The sequence below is a fragment of the Roseivirga misakiensis genome (assembly GCF_001747105.1).
Taxonomy (GTDB): domain Bacteria; phylum Bacteroidota; class Bacteroidia; order Cytophagales; family Cyclobacteriaceae; genus Roseivirga; species Roseivirga misakiensis.
The window spans coordinates 266677-282009 of record NZ_MDGQ01000003.1 but is presented as its reverse complement, the minus strand read 5'-3'; the positions used below and the strand labels follow the sequence as shown (position 1 = coordinate 282009).

The 15333-nt window shown below is 39.3% G+C and carries 15 protein-coding genes; 6 read left to right on the top strand and 9 right to left on the bottom strand.

What is annotated here, in order from left to right; translation table 11 throughout:
- Positions 1-26 precede the first annotated feature (26 nt).
- The gene (locus BFP71_RS01545; protein WP_069833698.1) at positions 27-2945 is read right to left on the bottom strand and encodes a TonB-dependent receptor; all 2919 of its coding nucleotides are present in this window, start codon (positions 2943-2945) and stop codon (positions 27-29) included.
- 118 nt (positions 2946-3063) lie between these two features.
- Here BFP71_RS01545 and BFP71_RS01540 point away from each other — a divergent pair, with 118 nt between their 5' ends.
- The 6 genes from BFP71_RS01540 (at position 3064) to hemB (ending at position 6943) form a co-directional block, all read left to right on the top strand.
- Positions 3064-3819, top strand: a complete 756-nt coding sequence (locus BFP71_RS01540; protein ID WP_069833697.1) for a DUF2975 domain-containing protein — start codon at positions 3064-3066, stop codon at positions 3817-3819.
- A 20-nt stretch (positions 3820-3839) separates the two neighbouring features.
- Positions 3840-4214 carry a hypothetical protein gene (locus BFP71_RS01535; RefSeq protein ID WP_069833696.1) on the top strand — a complete coding sequence of 125 codons (375 nt, stop codon included), beginning with the start codon at positions 3840-3842 and terminating at the stop codon, positions 4212-4214.
- Between the two features lie 20 nt (positions 4215-4234).
- Positions 4235-5059 (top strand): CPBP family intramembrane glutamic endopeptidase, encoded by an 825-nt coding sequence (locus BFP71_RS01530; RefSeq protein ID WP_141719650.1) that lies wholly within the window; start codon positions 4235-4237, stop codon positions 5057-5059.
- 126 nt (positions 5060-5185) lie between these two features.
- Positions 5186-5704, top strand: coding sequence for a DUF2975 domain-containing protein (locus BFP71_RS01525; protein ID WP_176723296.1), 519 nt, complete (start codon positions 5186-5188; stop codon positions 5702-5704).
- A 2-nt stretch (positions 5705-5706) separates the two neighbouring features.
- Complete coding sequence (locus tag BFP71_RS01520) at positions 5707-5916, top strand: helix-turn-helix domain-containing protein (protein WP_069833693.1); 210 nt, start codon at positions 5707-5709, stop codon at positions 5914-5916.
- A 64-nt stretch (positions 5917-5980) separates the two neighbouring features.
- A complete protein-coding gene (hemB, locus tag BFP71_RS01515) occupies positions 5981-6943 on the top strand; it encodes a porphobilinogen synthase (protein WP_069833692.1) in 963 nt (320 codons plus the stop codon).
- Here hemB and BFP71_RS01510 read toward each other — a convergent pair.
- The 8 genes from BFP71_RS01510 to BFP71_RS01475 all read right to left on the bottom strand — a co-directional run bounded on the left by BFP71_RS01510 (position 6940) and on the right by BFP71_RS01475 (position 15333).
- Complete coding sequence (locus BFP71_RS01510; RefSeq protein WP_069833691.1) at positions 6940-8001, bottom strand: flavin monoamine oxidase family protein; 1062 nt, start codon at positions 7999-8001, stop codon at positions 6940-6942. The two genes, hemB and BFP71_RS01510, sit on opposite strands and share 4 nt — an antisense overlap.
- A gap of 201 nt (positions 8002-8202) precedes the next feature.
- A complete protein-coding gene (locus tag BFP71_RS01505; RefSeq protein WP_069833690.1) occupies positions 8203-9300 on the bottom strand; it encodes a fatty acid desaturase family protein in 1098 nt (365 codons plus the stop codon).
- A 177-nt stretch (positions 9301-9477) separates the two neighbouring features.
- Positions 9478-9852, bottom strand: coding sequence for a co-chaperone GroES (locus tag BFP71_RS01500; protein WP_069833689.1), 375 nt, complete (start codon positions 9850-9852; stop codon positions 9478-9480).
- 1 nt (position 9853) lies between these two features.
- Positions 9854-11161 carry a DNA recombination protein RmuC gene (locus BFP71_RS01495; protein WP_069833688.1) on the bottom strand — a complete coding sequence of 436 codons (1308 nt, stop codon included), beginning with the start codon at positions 11159-11161 and terminating at the stop codon, positions 9854-9856.
- Between the two features lie 59 nt (positions 11162-11220).
- The gene (locus BFP71_RS01490) at positions 11221-11772 is read right to left on the bottom strand and encodes a mechanosensitive ion channel domain-containing protein (protein ID WP_069833687.1); all 552 of its coding nucleotides are present in this window, start codon (positions 11770-11772) and stop codon (positions 11221-11223) included.
- A gap of 163 nt (positions 11773-11935) precedes the next feature.
- Positions 11936-14359, bottom strand: coding sequence for an MFS transporter (locus BFP71_RS01485; RefSeq protein ID WP_069833686.1), 2424 nt, complete (start codon positions 14357-14359; stop codon positions 11936-11938).
- A 123-nt stretch (positions 14360-14482) separates the two neighbouring features.
- Complete coding sequence (locus tag BFP71_RS01480; RefSeq protein ID WP_069833685.1) at positions 14483-14896, bottom strand: RidA family protein; 414 nt, start codon at positions 14894-14896, stop codon at positions 14483-14485.
- Positions 14893-15333 carry a GNAT family N-acetyltransferase gene (locus BFP71_RS01475; protein WP_069833684.1) on the bottom strand — a complete coding sequence of 147 codons (441 nt, stop codon included), beginning with the start codon at positions 15331-15333 and terminating at the stop codon, positions 14893-14895. Before BFP71_RS01475 ends, BFP71_RS01480 begins: the two co-directional genes overlap by 4 nt.

Genomic DNA, 15333 nt, shown 5'->3' with positions numbered 1-15333 from the left:
ATGGTAAGAATTATGGTGTGAATTGATTACCATTCACCATTTCCCCCTCCTCGACCTCCACGGCCACCGAATCCACCTTGACCATTTCCAAAACGACGTCTTAACTCTTGAAGTCTATCGTTTTCAACTGGTGCCTGTCCTTGTCCGAACGATCGAATATTGTAGACAAATGATAGCATGAAATATTGAGTCAAGATTTGAGTTTGGTTATCCTCGATATACGAACCAGTGATCGATCGGCGTATGTTTTGGTTTTGCTTGAGTAAGTCAAAGATTGTTAGCTTCAATTCAGCTTTGTCTTTCAAGAACTTCTTACCCGCCTCCATATTCCAGAGTATAAAATTTTGATTAAATCCATCTGCTAAACCTGAGTTTGCCGTATGGCTAACAGTAGAACGGAACACGAAACTTGGCCCGAAAATCCAGTTTAATCTTAACCTAGTCGCTTGGGTAAAGAATTCTGTGTTGGCTGTAGTTTGTAGCGTATTCGATACCGAGCTAAATGTAGAGTTGCTTGAAAGTGTAAAATCGACTTTTTCACTGATGTTACTACTTAATACAAGACCAATGCCTACAGCAGGAGTTTGCGCTTTGTTAAGTTCATCGTTAATCAATTCGGGAGTTTGGGTATATGATACCGTACCCGTAAAATTTAGATTGGATTTGATAAAGCCTAAAGGCATTCCGTATGAGATAAAGCTTCTTACATTCCAATAACCTTCTAGGTTTACAGGTTTGCTAAAAGTAGCGCCTGGCTGTAGGTTTATTCCATCTACGACTGTATTTCCTCTTGATGCAATTGTAGTGCTATTTCCGATATAGTTATCTGAAAAAGTACTGCTCAATAAGGTGAAAAAGCTATGCGAACTTTCGGTATTGATTTTATTATAGCGAATAGTTGCCGAGTGCTGGTAACGCTGATCAAGCTCTGGATTACCGGCAGAAATGTTCAAAGGATCCGTATTATCAATCACGCTTTGTAGTTGTGTAACAGACGGTGAGTTTGTTGATGCTCGATAGTTAAAAGTAAAGTTGCTCGATCTGCCTACTCTATATCTGTAGCTTATGTTCGGTATAAAGTTGTTGAATTGACGATCCACATTATCCTCGAAAGGGAAGGTCTGATCATTATCCAAAATAGCATGCTGTATAGTTCCTCTAAGTGTAAAGGTAGATTTCTCTCCTCTGAGGTTATAACCTATTGTACCTCTATGAGTATAATAGTCATTTTCGAATGTGTTACTTAGCGGAATATTCAAATCTGTATAACCATCGTTCCCTTCGTTAAAATCGAAAGTTTCAGTGTCGGTATCGTTAAACTGATAGCTGTAAGCATATGTAAATAATACTGAGCTTCTATCAGCTAATGGTTCTGTATAGGTAGCATTCACCCGCATGTTAAACCCGTCGGTGTTAGCATCCGAGAATTGATTGAAATCCGTTGATCTGCCCGTTCCAACGAAAAAGTCTGTTTCTGAGAGTAAGAAGCTCTCTCCGTTATTGTTATTCAGTCCTGTATTTAAGTTTATCGAGAAAGTTCTGCCACGTTTTTCGAAAGAGTGTCTGAAAAGTATGTTGTTGCTAAAGCTAAAAGCTTCTAATGCCGACGTATTTTCGGTATTGATCTGATTCAATAATTCGTCTCCTAATTGAGTAGTTCCAGTTACTAATGCAGAGCCAGAGTTGTCTTGAAAAGTGAACCTAGGACGCATGATAATCGAGTTCTTATCATTGATTTTATATTCTAATTGGCCACTGAAGCGATGATTGGTATTTCGACTAGGGGAAAAACTATTTTCTGCATAAGTCTGACCCTCGTTTTCCGGTAAAGTAAACTGTCTGAATATCGATTCATCAGATGAGTTGTCAGATTGATTAAAGAAATAGCTACCGCTGAATTTTATCCGTTTTTGATCCTCATAAGAGTAATTTATCCCGACCGCACGGGTTTCATTAATTCCCCCTTGCTGGCCTACTTGAAAGTTACTGGCATTTCCACCGTTGGTGAATCTAGCACCGCCGCCACCGCCAGCGCCTCCACCTCCACCTCCGCCGCCTCTACCGCCACGGCCTCGTCTACCGCCGCCAGAAGTTATCCCCAAGAGATCGCTAGTCGAGAAGTTTTGTATGTTAATGTTATTTGTTTGGGCGAGTATTGTAGTTCGAGCCTTGGGCCTAAAAAGGTTGATGCTACCACCAATATTATACGTTTCATCTGTACCTGCACCAGCGTAAACCCTGCCAAATTCACCATTCCGCATACTCGCCTTGGTTATGATGTTCATGGTTTTAGAGGTTTCTCCATCTAGGAAACCCGTAAATTGGGCCTGATCACTCGCTTGATCATAAATTTGGATGCGTTCAATCATTTCAGCAGGTAGATTCTTTAAAGCAGCATTGGGATCATCGCCAAAGAACTCCCTACCATCAACCAAAACGCGTGACACATTTTCACCTTGGGCTTGAACTTGCCCATTTGAAATGACCACGCTCGGCATTTTTTCGATTAGGTCTTCCGCAGTTGCATCTGGATTTACCTTGTATGCTGCGGCATTAATTTCTGTAGTATCACCATTTTGTCGAATCCGTTCTGTAAGTCCCTCTACGGTTACCTCTTGTAGGTTCTTAGCATCAAGTCCTAATTGAATATTGCCAAGGTTGAGTGATCCGTCCTTTATCTCGAAATTCTTAGCGTATTTTTTGAATCCTACATAGGAAATAGACAGTTGATACCTGCCGTTTACCACGTTCGATATTCTAAACCCTCCTAAGTCATTAGTGGAATATGCTTTGGCAGTAGAATCGGCCAAATTGATAAAAAGCACTGTGGCAAATTTCAGTGGTTTGTTCTGGGTACTATCCAAAACGTTACCCTTGATTACCCAATATTGGGCCGATGCTGAAAATGATATTGTAAGTAGTAATACTGTTAAAAAATGACGCATGTTGTTGAGATTTGGGTTTTAGACATCCATGGTCATCGAAAGTTTAATTGATCTGAAATACAATAAGTAATTATTGTTTATCAATAAATATTTATTACATTTCGAAAAATTAGTTAGAATGAAAATCTCGAAAGTACTGCTTTGGATAGTCAACATCGCCATGATAGGGAGCATTGTGATATTCATATCATTCATACTCGTTCATGAAATTTATGCTCCAATTGAGAAGTCTCAGAAGGAGCGAAACCTGGAAGGAGCGCTTAGTATGACAGAGTATCATAAACTAAGTAATAGGTTTTATGATCTGGACTACTTTTTTATTTACAGAGATGGAGAAGTTTTGATAGATGCCTTTATGCTCAGTAGTGATAAGATTGGAAAAAGCTTCGATTACAGCAATGCAACCAAGGCTGATTTTTTGGAAGTGAAGACTGCTAAAGGTGAATCCTTTATGCCGAATGTTTCCGAAACGTTTTCTGTTCCAATCTCAGCTGAGCGGATTGGTTTCTTCAATAACCTCGCTCGCCTGCTGATATTTGCTTCATGGTTATTCTTTTTTCTACAGCTGATTTGGTTGAGAAAACTGATCAAAAATACGGCTGACGGTAATTTTTTTGAGGAATCCAATGTAGGCGTCTTTACCAAACTGGGTATCCTTTATGTGGCTTTACCGATTGTTTTGGCCATTATCAACGGGCTGGTCCATAACCTCATTATACCAGATGATTTGTCATTACCTGCCGGTTATCAGCTGGTAACAAAGGACACGGAATTTCAATTTCAATACTTGTTTGTTGGCCTAATGCTTTTGCTCATTTCACAGGCTTTTAAGCAAGGTTTAAGACTAAGAAAAGAACAGGAATTAACTATTTAAATATTCACAACTCAAAAATTATGAAAACAACAATTTATACTCTAGTACTATTAGTAAGCCTCTTATCAGCTGATTTACCTATCAAGCAAAGTCAAAGCGAATCGAATAAAGAAAACATTGAAGTAGTATTTGATCGAAAAATGACTTTTGATGATTTGGCCGAAATTAAGGCTGACTTGAAAAAGAAAGAGGTAGAACTCTCTTACTCCAGACTCTCTTTTGATGACAATGGAATGTTAAAGGCCATTTCATTCAAAGTAGATTGCGGAGATGGTTTTAAAGGGGAAGCCCGAAAGTCCTCACTAGGGTATAATGACTTCGGATTTTTTAGAAATTATGACAGCGGTGTTAGGGTGCCGTTTGGCGTCGGTTTGATCAACAAAATTCGAGACTAATCTATCAATAGAAACGATCAGTGATTATTAAACGAAACACATATTGGATAGCTGCTATTAGTTTGGGCTTTGCCGTGTTGCTGGCATTAGCCGTACCATTTAGGCGCTTGCTAAGTCAATTCTTTGACAATGAACAAGAAATAAAGCTAATGGCAGGAATTGGGGCAAGACTTTTAATTCTGTTTGCCTCAATTTATCTCATCCGTCGACTTAGGTTTCAGAACTTTTTGGGCAAAGACTGGAAATTTGAGTGGCAAAATTTGATGCCTTTGATAATACCCATGCTGATCGTTTCTATGGCAATATTTGGAGACTTAGATACGTATAGAAACGCTGGAATAAGTCTTTTGAGTCTATTTTTGATTAACAATCTACTGGTTGCGACTATTGAGGAATTTGTATTTAGAGGATTGGTCCTTCCTTTAATTATTCAAATTCGGTCAGAAAAGAAGAGGTTGTTTCTAGTTAGCGTTAGCCTTACCGCATTGATTTTTGGAGTGCTTCATTACCTGAACCTTTTCAGGGAACCAGATAACTTTTCTGGAATCACAAGTCAAGTGATTTTTGCCGTGTGTATCGGCATTTTTTTAGGAGGTTTGATGCTTAGAACTAGAAATATTGTATTTCCATTGATTATCCATTTTTTGATCAACGTAGGTTTCGGCAAAGATGTGCTGAAGCCGCAAACAACTGAAAAGGTAACCCAAGTGGCAGATACGGCAACTGATTGGGCAAGTATAGCATTGACTCTGGGGCTGTTTGGGTTTATTGCTCTAGGCGGAGTTTACATGATTAGACTCGTGAATAGAGTTGAAATTTTACAATTAATAAATAAAGAGAATTAAACCATGAGGTGGAATAGACTGATCACATCTGTATGTATTTTTATATTGGAAATGAGCAAGATCCTTTTAGTCATTATTCTGGGATTTTTGTTAATCGGTGCTTTAACAAAAAAATTGGAAACACCTATGAGCTTAGAACTTGGAGAGCGCTATGGATTTGATTCAACTGTTGACGCATTTACGAAAGTTTCTGGCTCATTTAAGGGAGTACCTTTCGCTTCAGGGAGCATTACCCCAAAAAATTATTACTTCTCCATTTTCGGTGAAGAATTGCCATTTTACCTTAGTAAGCTGCCTTTGATAGGTATCAGTACGGCCGTGTTCCTATTTATATCTTTATTAGTCAAGCTTTTAAGGTCAATTGAGGAGCGAGAGTTCTTTAGTTTAGCGAATGTTAAGAGGTTGCGGTACATGGGGCTTACATTTATGATAGTACAGGTTGCAGTTTGGGTTTATCGATGGCTCTATATCAGTTTTATTGATAAGAACCTTGTGATAGAAGGGATGTATAAAATCAGTAGTGGTTTTTCTCTCAATTTCGATTTCATATACTCATATTTCTTTTTGGGTTTAATGATTCTCCTAATCGCCAACGCTTTTGAGCATGGCCTTAAGTTGAAAGAAGAACAGGAGCTAACGATATAACTATGCCCATCATTGTAAACCTGGACGTAATGTTAGCCAAACGTAAAATGCAAAGTAAAGAGTTGGCGGAGACCGTAGGAATTACCTTAGCCAACCTTTCTATCCTGAAAACCGGTAAAGCTAAGGCAATTAGGTTCAGTACATTACAAGCTATTTGTGAGGCACTTGATTGCCAGCCAGCCGATATTCTTGAGTATCAACCAGACGAATAACTGGCCCGAAACCTTATACTCAATTCCTCTTTTAGCCCTATCTTTAAGGCATAACTTTCTAATGATGGATATCAGACCGAGAAGAAATAGAAAATCTGCGGCTATCAGAAATATGGTGGAAGAAACGCAAGTAAAAACAAGTGACTTCATATTTCCACTGTTCTTGCTAGAAGGGGCTGGTAGCAAAGTAGAAGTTGATTCAATGCCGGGGATTTTTCGACTTGGTTTGGATCCTATGCTAAAGGAAATTGAGGAATGTGTGAAGTTGGGAATTCATACTTTCGATATTTTCCCAGTGGTAGATGAACATTATAAAGACAAACTAGCTACTAAGAGTCATGACACTAGTTTCTTTTACCATAAGGCGCTAAAAAAGATCAAACAGGAATTCCCTGAGGTAGCTATTATGACCGATGTTGCGTTGGATCCTTATAGTTCCGATGGACACGATGGCATTGTAGAAAATGGTAAAATCCTAAATGACGAAACGCTCGAAGTCTTAGGTAAACAAGCACTATCTCAAGCAGCTTGTGGTATCGATATCATAGGCCCATCTGATATGATGGATGGTCGTGTTGGCTACATCAGAGAGGTTTTGGATGATGCTGGGTTTTCGGAAGTTTCTATCATGTCTTATACGGCTAAATATGCCAGTGCATTTTATGGCCCTTTTCGCGATGCTTTAGACTCTGCACCCAAAAGTGGAGATAAAAAGACCTATCAGATGAATCCTGCCAATCAACGGGAAGCTTTGATTGAAGCAGATTTAGACGTTGATGAAGGCGCTGATTTTTTAATGGTAAAGCCAGCTTTGGCCTATCTAGATGTAATCAAACTCCTGAAAGATAATTATGCGCAGCCGATCGCCGCCTACAACGTAAGTGGAGAGTATGCCATGTTAAAAGCGGCAGCGGAAAAAGGGTGGTTGGATTATGATCGGGTAATGGCAGAAACGCTGCTCAGTATTAAAAGAGCAGGTGCGGATATTATCCTGACATACCACGCAAAAGAATTTGCGCAGCTCTAAGGATTTACTTTCTCTAATTTATCAGTAATCATTTTGGCGCTTAAAAGGCCACTATAAACGGCTCCATCCATGTAGCCAGCATAAACTGGAGAGGACTCTGTGCCTGAGAAGATTAGTTTTCCATCTAACAATGGCTCTCGCAGTAACGAATGTCCGTTATTTTGATGCGGTGCAACAGCTATAGGATTTGAAATAGAAGTAAAGTGATCGTTTTGCCAAACATGTTCGTAGTAGCTAATGAACTCGGTGGCTTCTTCACCAAACAGCCTTGCTAGCGTACTAATTACCATTTGTTCCCTATCAGTCTTTCTAAATGCTCTTAGGTTGGGGTTTAAAAAGCCTTTAAGAACGAAAGTGCTTTCTTCAAAATTGCAATGATCATGAACTTCTTGAAGTACACCGGCTTGAGAGAATCCCATTCCTGAAAAGCCTTTGGTTTTCCAAAAAGGAGAGTTATATCGAACGGCATATTTTATAGATTCTCCCATCCAAGTATGCGTATTTTTCATAAGGGCTCTTTTGCTTTCGGGCAGGGGAGGATCAAATGCGATCTTATCTTGTGTGAGTTGTGGAGGCGTTGTTAACACTACAAATTCAGAATTGTAAGATTCGCCATTATTCAAATACACAGTAATACCTTGATCAACTTCCTCAATTCGATCGACAATAGCGTTATAGCTGATGGCCACATTTGGTATTTGCTCAATCAAGGAGTGAATTATCGTGCTGCTTCCACCTTTTATACGATAAGAAGGAGCTTGGCCAGCTGGCATGTCAAATACTTGGATAGGTTGATCGTGTTTGGCTTCGTAAGATATTTTGCCGTGAGTGAATTGCTCGAATAGGTCAATCTTTAACGCTTTGAGCAGTGATCGTAAATGCCCATGCTGATCACCCAGCCAAGTAGCACCCATTTCTATGGGACCGTCCAAAGTTTTAATTCTTCCACCGGGTAAATCTCTCGCCTCTAAAACCAAACACTCAATCCCTACTTTATTTAATTGGAAAGCAGTCGTAAGGCCTGATAAGCCTGCGCCTATAATGATCACGGTATGCATGTTCTACTTAATGGAAACACAATCCATAAAGTTCATCAAGTCTGGATAAATATGGTTCTTCTGTTATAGAAAAGACAATAATACTGAATAGCTAAGCCGAGTAGGGTGCTTGTTGGGTCTATTAAACTTAGATAACCGTCTATAAATGCAAAAGCCACAAATGGATTCCCATTTGTGGCTTTTGTTAGTTCAAATTTGTGTTTAAACAGTCTTTATTTGACCTAAAGATTTCAGCATACGCGCATGACTGGCAATGGCAGAAACAAAAGTAGGTTCTAGATTATAAGGTAAGCCATATTCTTTGGCTGTTTCTCTCACAATTTTCGAAATACGCTTATAGTGAACATGACAAATATTTGGAAATAAATGATGTTCGATTTGATAATTTAATCCACCAACGTACCAAAAGAATAATTTACTCTTAGGCGAGAAATTAGTGGTTGTAAATAATTGGTGAACTGCCCAGTTATTCTCCATATTCCCAATATTATCTGGAATAGGGTAATCTGAATGCGGCATTACGTGTGCTGGTTGGAAAATTAGCGCAATCCAAAGTCCAGTGATGATATGCATTAACAAGAAGCCAACAACGATCAACCACCAAGGAGCTTGAATGAAGATCAAAGGTAATACGAGCGCATAGGCATAATAGGCAACCTTTGAAAATATGGTTTCAATAAGAACGCTTCTATAAGTTCTCTTTTGCCCTTTTATAAGGCCCATTTTCTTATACCTGTTCAATTGAACAAAATCTTTAGACGTAAGCCAAAGAAATGTCATGATGGCATAAAAAAACCAGCCATAGATATGTTGAAACTTGTGAAGTCTATAATGCTTAGCGTGAGGGGATAACCTCATTAAAATTCCTGGGTCAATATCTTCGTCTACACCCTCAATGTTAGTGTAGGAGTGATGTAAGACGTTATGTTGAATTTTCCAGTTAAATGAACTCGCTCCAATGAGGTTCATCACATAACTCAAAATCTTATTTACTTTTTTGTTCTTAGAATAAGAACCGTGATTAGCGTCGTGCATGATCGAAAGACCAATTCCAGACATACCGAAGCCCATAATCACCCACATGAGTAAAATTAGCCAAGGCTGCGTAATCACCCCAGTTAGCATAAGTACGTAAGGGCCGAAATACATTAAAAACATCGCAACAGTTTTGGTCACCATTGTTGCATTCCCGTAAACAGAGATTTCGTTGGAGTCGAAATACGTTTTTACTCGCTTTCGGAGATCACTAATGAATTCCGCTTGGTTTGTACGGGAGAATTTTATGGCTTTGTAATTCATATGCTAGATTGACCTGTTCTTGATGAATGAAATACTTCGTTTATTAAAATGGTTTAGCTTAAGCCCAATATCTTTTAAAAAAGCTATCGGTTTTTGTTAGACACTTCAGTCTATTAGACCCTTCGCCAGTGTTTAATGTTGCAAAATTAATCAATATTCACTCTTAACGGAAACCATTCACAGATCTTGTTCGCGCTCCAGCATTAAAACGGATGCCTGAGGAACGATGAATAATTTTTCTCCTTGGTAAATAATCTCCACGGCACTCTTTTGAAGAAAAATAGCTAAATCTCCTTCTTCGGCCTGTAATGGCACATATTTCACCTTTTCATCATTATTTTTCCAATGTTCATCCTCGTCTGTAGGCAACGGGATGGGGTATCCTGGCCCAACTTTCAATACATAACCCGTCTGAACTTTTTCTCTTTCTTGAACACCTGGCGGTAAATAAAGACCACTTTCCGTCTTTTCGGCATTCTTTTTTGGTCTAATTAATAACCTATCTCCAACTACAATGAGTTTTTTGAGTCTGTTGTCAGCAGTTAATTCCATATTATTCTTCTATACCTTTGTTAAGCAACGAGGGGTGTAAATGTTTACTTGTTTTTGCACCCAACTTTTTGATTTTTTCAGTCTTGCGAATCAGGTTGTCTTGGCCATCAGTCAATTTGTTTAGCGCAGCAGCATAATTCTTCTGTGTAGTAGTCAAATTGTCGCCGATTTTCCTCAGGTCTTCTGTAAAACCAACAAATTTATCGTAGAGTGCTCCGCTCTGCCTTGCAATTTCAATAGCATTTTTGCTTTGATACTCTTGCTTCCAAATGGAAGAGATCGTTCTGAGCGTTGCCATGAGTGTTGTCGGGCTAATAATGACGATATTTTGAGCGTAAGCCTCATTAAACAAATCTGGGTCTTCTTGTACAGCAATCATGAAAGCAGGCTCAATCGGAATAAAGAGAAATACAAAGTCCAGACCGTCTAGTCCATATAAATTTTGATATTTCTTATCGCTTAAACCCTTAATGTGTGATTTGATTGATCCTATGTGAAGTTTTAATTGAATTGCCCTTTCTTCCTCATCACTGGCACTAGTAAATCGTTCATATGCTGTTAGGGATACTTTTGCATCAATAATTATATGCCTTTCTTCTGGCAATGAAACGACCACATCAGGTTGATATCTTTTTCCATCTTCACCAATCTTAGCAGTCTGAGTTTCATATTCTCTACCTTTTTCTAACCCTGATTTTTCTAAAATGCGTTCTAAGATTACTTCACCCCAATTGCCTTGTGTTTTGGCATCACCTTTCAGCGCTTTAGTCAACTGTTCAGCTTCTTTTGTGATTCGCTTATTGAGTTCACTTAAGTATTTAATCTGCTCCGATAGCTTGGTGTTTCTTTCAGCGCCGTCCTTATTGGTTTCTTCAACTCGTTTTTGAAACTCACCGATTTTCTCTTTTAGGGGGCTTAAAATATCCTGAAGGTTGACTTTGTTTTGAGCCGTAAATTTCTTGCTCTTCTCCTCAAAAATCTCGTTTGCTAAGTTTTTAAATTCGATGGCGAATTTTTCGTTTAGCCTACCGATCTCATATTGCTGTTCGTGAAGTTTTAACTCTAGATTTTTAAACTCGGTGTTTACCCTCGTCAACTCATTACTTTGGTCTTGATTTTTTTCTCTTTCAGATAAAAGCTCTGATTTTACCTCGGTAAGATTGGTATTGGTAGTTTTAAAACGTTCTTCAGCTAATTGGAGCCTGCCCAATAATTCATCCGAACCCGATCCTTTACGACGAAGTTGCGTGAATAACCAACCGATGATGGTACCGAGCACTATACCGCATGCAAGCCAAATGAAATCCATAGACAATTCGTTTCAACAAATATATTCTATAGACCAAACAAGGAAAAAGATGCGGGGTTTTAAGCCAACATTTTTGTGTTCTTGTAAGTAGATTCTTGTGTCTCGACAACAAAGTTCTTTGAAACCAAGTGTTGCATTAAATCAGATTGTAAAGTCAAGTCAAGTGAAAGGAAGTCGACCTGAGCACACCAAGGTTTAATGGTAAGCTCAACAAAATCAGCATTGATTTTAGAAACGTGAATTTTGGGTTTAGGTAAATCCAATAATTGTTCGTGTTGCGCAAAGAAGGATAGAATTTCTTCTTTGGCTTTTTTCATATTGCTTTCATAACCTATACCAATGGTCAATTCTAAGCAAGTAATGTTTTTATCAGTTAAATTCTTTATCTGCTTTTTGAAGAAAACAGCATTTTGAAGCTTTAACTCTCCGCCACCAATTTTTTCGATTGTGGTAAACGTCCAACCACTCTTTTTAACCGATCCTAGTTCATCGTCGATTTCTATGAAATCGCCTTCAGCAAAAGGACTTAAAACTTTTAAGAGTACACCACTACCCAAGTTAGTCATGGGTTTGAATACTCTTTTTTGTAGTCTTTGGGTTAAAGCAGTCATTTTTAAATCGTTTGGTATGCGATACCATTTACAATTCACATACCAGTACGTTTAAAACATGATTTACCCTACTAAATGGTCAATAATGGCCGTTTTCTGAGATTTAGAACTCTTTTGATATTCCCATTATGGGATTTTTGTTTTAGAAAATGGACGTTTTTGGCTAGTGAACGGCTACTTTGTCTAGAATTATGACTCCTTTTTTGATTTGATCAAAAACAAACTCCACTGCCTTAATAGCCGAAGAATCGAAAGCTGGATTGACCTCCTTTAGTTTAGCCAAATCCACAAAGAAAGTATTGTAAACAGCTTCGGACCTTCCAGTACTCTGAAGTTCCGTGTTCTTTAGCACATCAACGGATAGCTGTCGTTGGAGGTAGCTATAATCACTCAATTTGATAGTTGATTGTTGGCCTTGATTATCGGTGAATGTGATAGAAAAATCAATCGGTTCGGGTGCCTTCTTTTTCTCCTCCTCGTCTTCTTCATCTTTTTCGTCCTTATCATCTTCGTTATCTCCCTCACTTTCGTTGTTCTGGTTTTTATCACTTTCTTCCTCTTCGCTTTCCACTTCGTCAGAATTAGTGTTGTTATCGGCTTCGCTTTCTTCTTTTGCTTTCTCTTCAGCTTCCTTTTTCTTTTTGTCCCTACTCTTGTCAGGGTAGGTACTTCCTTTAGCTTCCGAAAGCTCGAAAGTCATAACATTTGCTGCTATATCTTCGGCAAAATTGATTCTATATCTAGCGGTATCAGCTTCATAGGCCAGACTATCCCAACCGATATAAGCTGCTCTTGTGCCTCGATTTCCCCATTTCATACCGACTATTTTTTCCTTCCAAACGGTTAGGTTCTCAGTTTCAATAGTTCCTCCTGAAGAAGTGGTTAGTAGGTTCAAATCCTCTTCAAAGTCAACCACCACTTTCCAGTCAGACGCCTGATATTGGTTTAAGTAAATAGTTTCTGGGAGCCAGTCTTCTCCTGCGCGATAGTCTTTGAATAAAGGCTGATAGCCTTTTTTGCCTTGAAGCGTAGTTTGTAAGAAGGCACTGATGTAAGTTTTGCCTATGGTCAACTGATCTTCCATTGGCATTAAGGCATCTACATTTAGCAGTGACCCAAATGGGAAGCCCGAATCGCGGTTTCCCCAAGAGGTATTGAATTGACCATGATTGGCGCCATATACATAAACCGCCGATTTGAAGTAGTCTGAAGAATCAGTGAACTCCACGCGTTCATACTGTCTCAGTCCAGCAAATGATTGAACATCGCCATCATTTGAACCATGGATTACCAAGTAATTCACATTTTCTAAAGGAGTAGGAATGTTGGCAGGTCTGTATTGTCCATCAACTGGTGCAATGGCCACTACAGCTTTGATATTGAAGTTAAAGTCGAATTTTTGCTTCGCATTATCAGGGTAATAGGTCAATCTGTTAAAAAAGCCAGCTACTGCGGCGGCTTCACCACCGCGTGAGTGACCCATGACTGCCACATTTTCAAAGTCTACTTTAGCATTGAAAATCCCACCATCAGTTTGGTTCCATTTTCTCCAATATCTTAAATGCTCTAATAAAAGCCATCCTCGGGCATCATTTTCTTGGCTTAAACCACTCCCGATAAAATCCGTCCAGCCGCTATTAATAAAGTTTTCATCTACACTAACCGTAATTATTCCTTGGCTGGCCAAAAGCTTACCGAGGTATTCATAGCCGCCATCGGAATAGTCAAACATGCTATGGTTTCCGTGAACGATCAGGGCAATCGGGAATGGGCCATCGCCTTTTGGATACCAAACCCGTCCATTAATAGGCAGTGCTTCGTCATCAAATCCCCAATACCATGTGCGGAGTTTTCCAGTGGTTCCTTTCCAATTTCCCAATAGCCTAGAGCCGTCGATCGAGTCTGTGACAATAGCGACATCTTTTCCGAATTCGTCTCTATGTTTATCTTTTCCACTCCCGTAGGTCAAATATTCCACATCATAATCGCCAGGTTCGTTAGGATTGGCTAATTGTATATGTGCGGGTTTGTAATCTGATTTTTGGGCGGCGTTGATGTGTTCTACCTCAGGTTTGAAACCAGTGTCCATTAACCATATTAGACCCCAAACCAATCCAGCAATGCCAACCAGACTTCCGCCTATGGCGACAATTTTTTGTAATAAGGTATTGTTACTTCTCGAAGGCTTCGTCAGGGTGAAAAGGCCAGCGCCTAAAGCTCCGGCAAACACAATTACAAAAACTGGAAATTTCCAGCTCAGACTTCCTGCACCAAAAACAAATGACATTAAAAAGAAAACGCCGGGGATTACCCAGAATAGGCCTTTATTCATTGACTTAATGAGGAGTCTAGCGAGAATGCCAGATAAACCCATTAAAAATGCTATGATCAAGCCCAAGACCACCATGACAATTCCAAAATAGGTAGAAGGCTGAATGACGAACATCATAGCCGAGCCGAGAATCCAAATGATGGCGGCGGTGGTCGCTATCGCTTTGTTCGCGCCTTTCCAAGCGACTTCTCCAGGTTTTAACTTTTTGAAAAAATTGGCGATTGCCTTCCAGATGCGTTTAAAAAATTTGATCATAGTGTTTCGGTTGATACTGACTACACAAAACTATCAAGGCTGAAAGCCTTTTTAAAGTAAGTCTTGAGGCCATACGTTTTTAAAACGAAAGCATCAATATAACCAAAATGGATAGGAATGGCGTTAGAGTGTCGCTACACACTTTAACTCAATGGCAATCGGTGTTGGTAGGCAGTTAATCTCTACCGTAGTTCTGCACGGTTGGTTGTCAGCAAAATACTCTGCGTAAATCTTGTTGTACGTAGCAAAGTCGTCTTTCATGTTGGTTAAGAAAACCGTTACATCAACCAGCTTATCCCAGCTACTGCCAGAAGCTTCTAAAATGAGTCGAACGTTTTTGAATACCGATCGGCACTGCTCCTCTATATCATAAGCAACTATTTCTCCGTTTTCACCCAGTGTTACGCCAGGAATCTTTTTTGTATTTCTTTCACGTGGCCCTACACCAGAAAGAAACAAAAGGTCACCAACTTTTCTCGCATGCGGATAAAGCCCTACAGGTTCTGGTGCTTTTTCACTATTAAACTCTTGGCTCATAATAAACTCTTTATCATTTCAATTCTATAATTCCCTAGTTCGTCTTTGGGTTTAAGACCATAAATCTCAAATCCATTTTTTATCGCAAAGATGATCATGCTTTTATGACGATTTAAGGTTTTGAATTTAATGGACTGATAACCTTTCTCCCTTGCCCATTGTTCTTGGCGGTCTGCTAATTTTTGTGCGATCCCTAGTTTTCGGAAATCTGGTATCACGCCTCCAAGACTACTGTAAAAAGATCCATCGCTAAACCGATCGTAACCCACTTTGCAACCAATCAGGTTACCATCTTTTTTTGCGAGTAAAACAAGACTCGCCTTATTGCCGATTTTTTCTCTGTAGTGCGCTGTAGTTTTTAATACATCGAATTCAGGTAACGCTTTTAAAACCGATAAGGCTTCAGGGATAGATCCTTCGACTATATCGTAACTCAT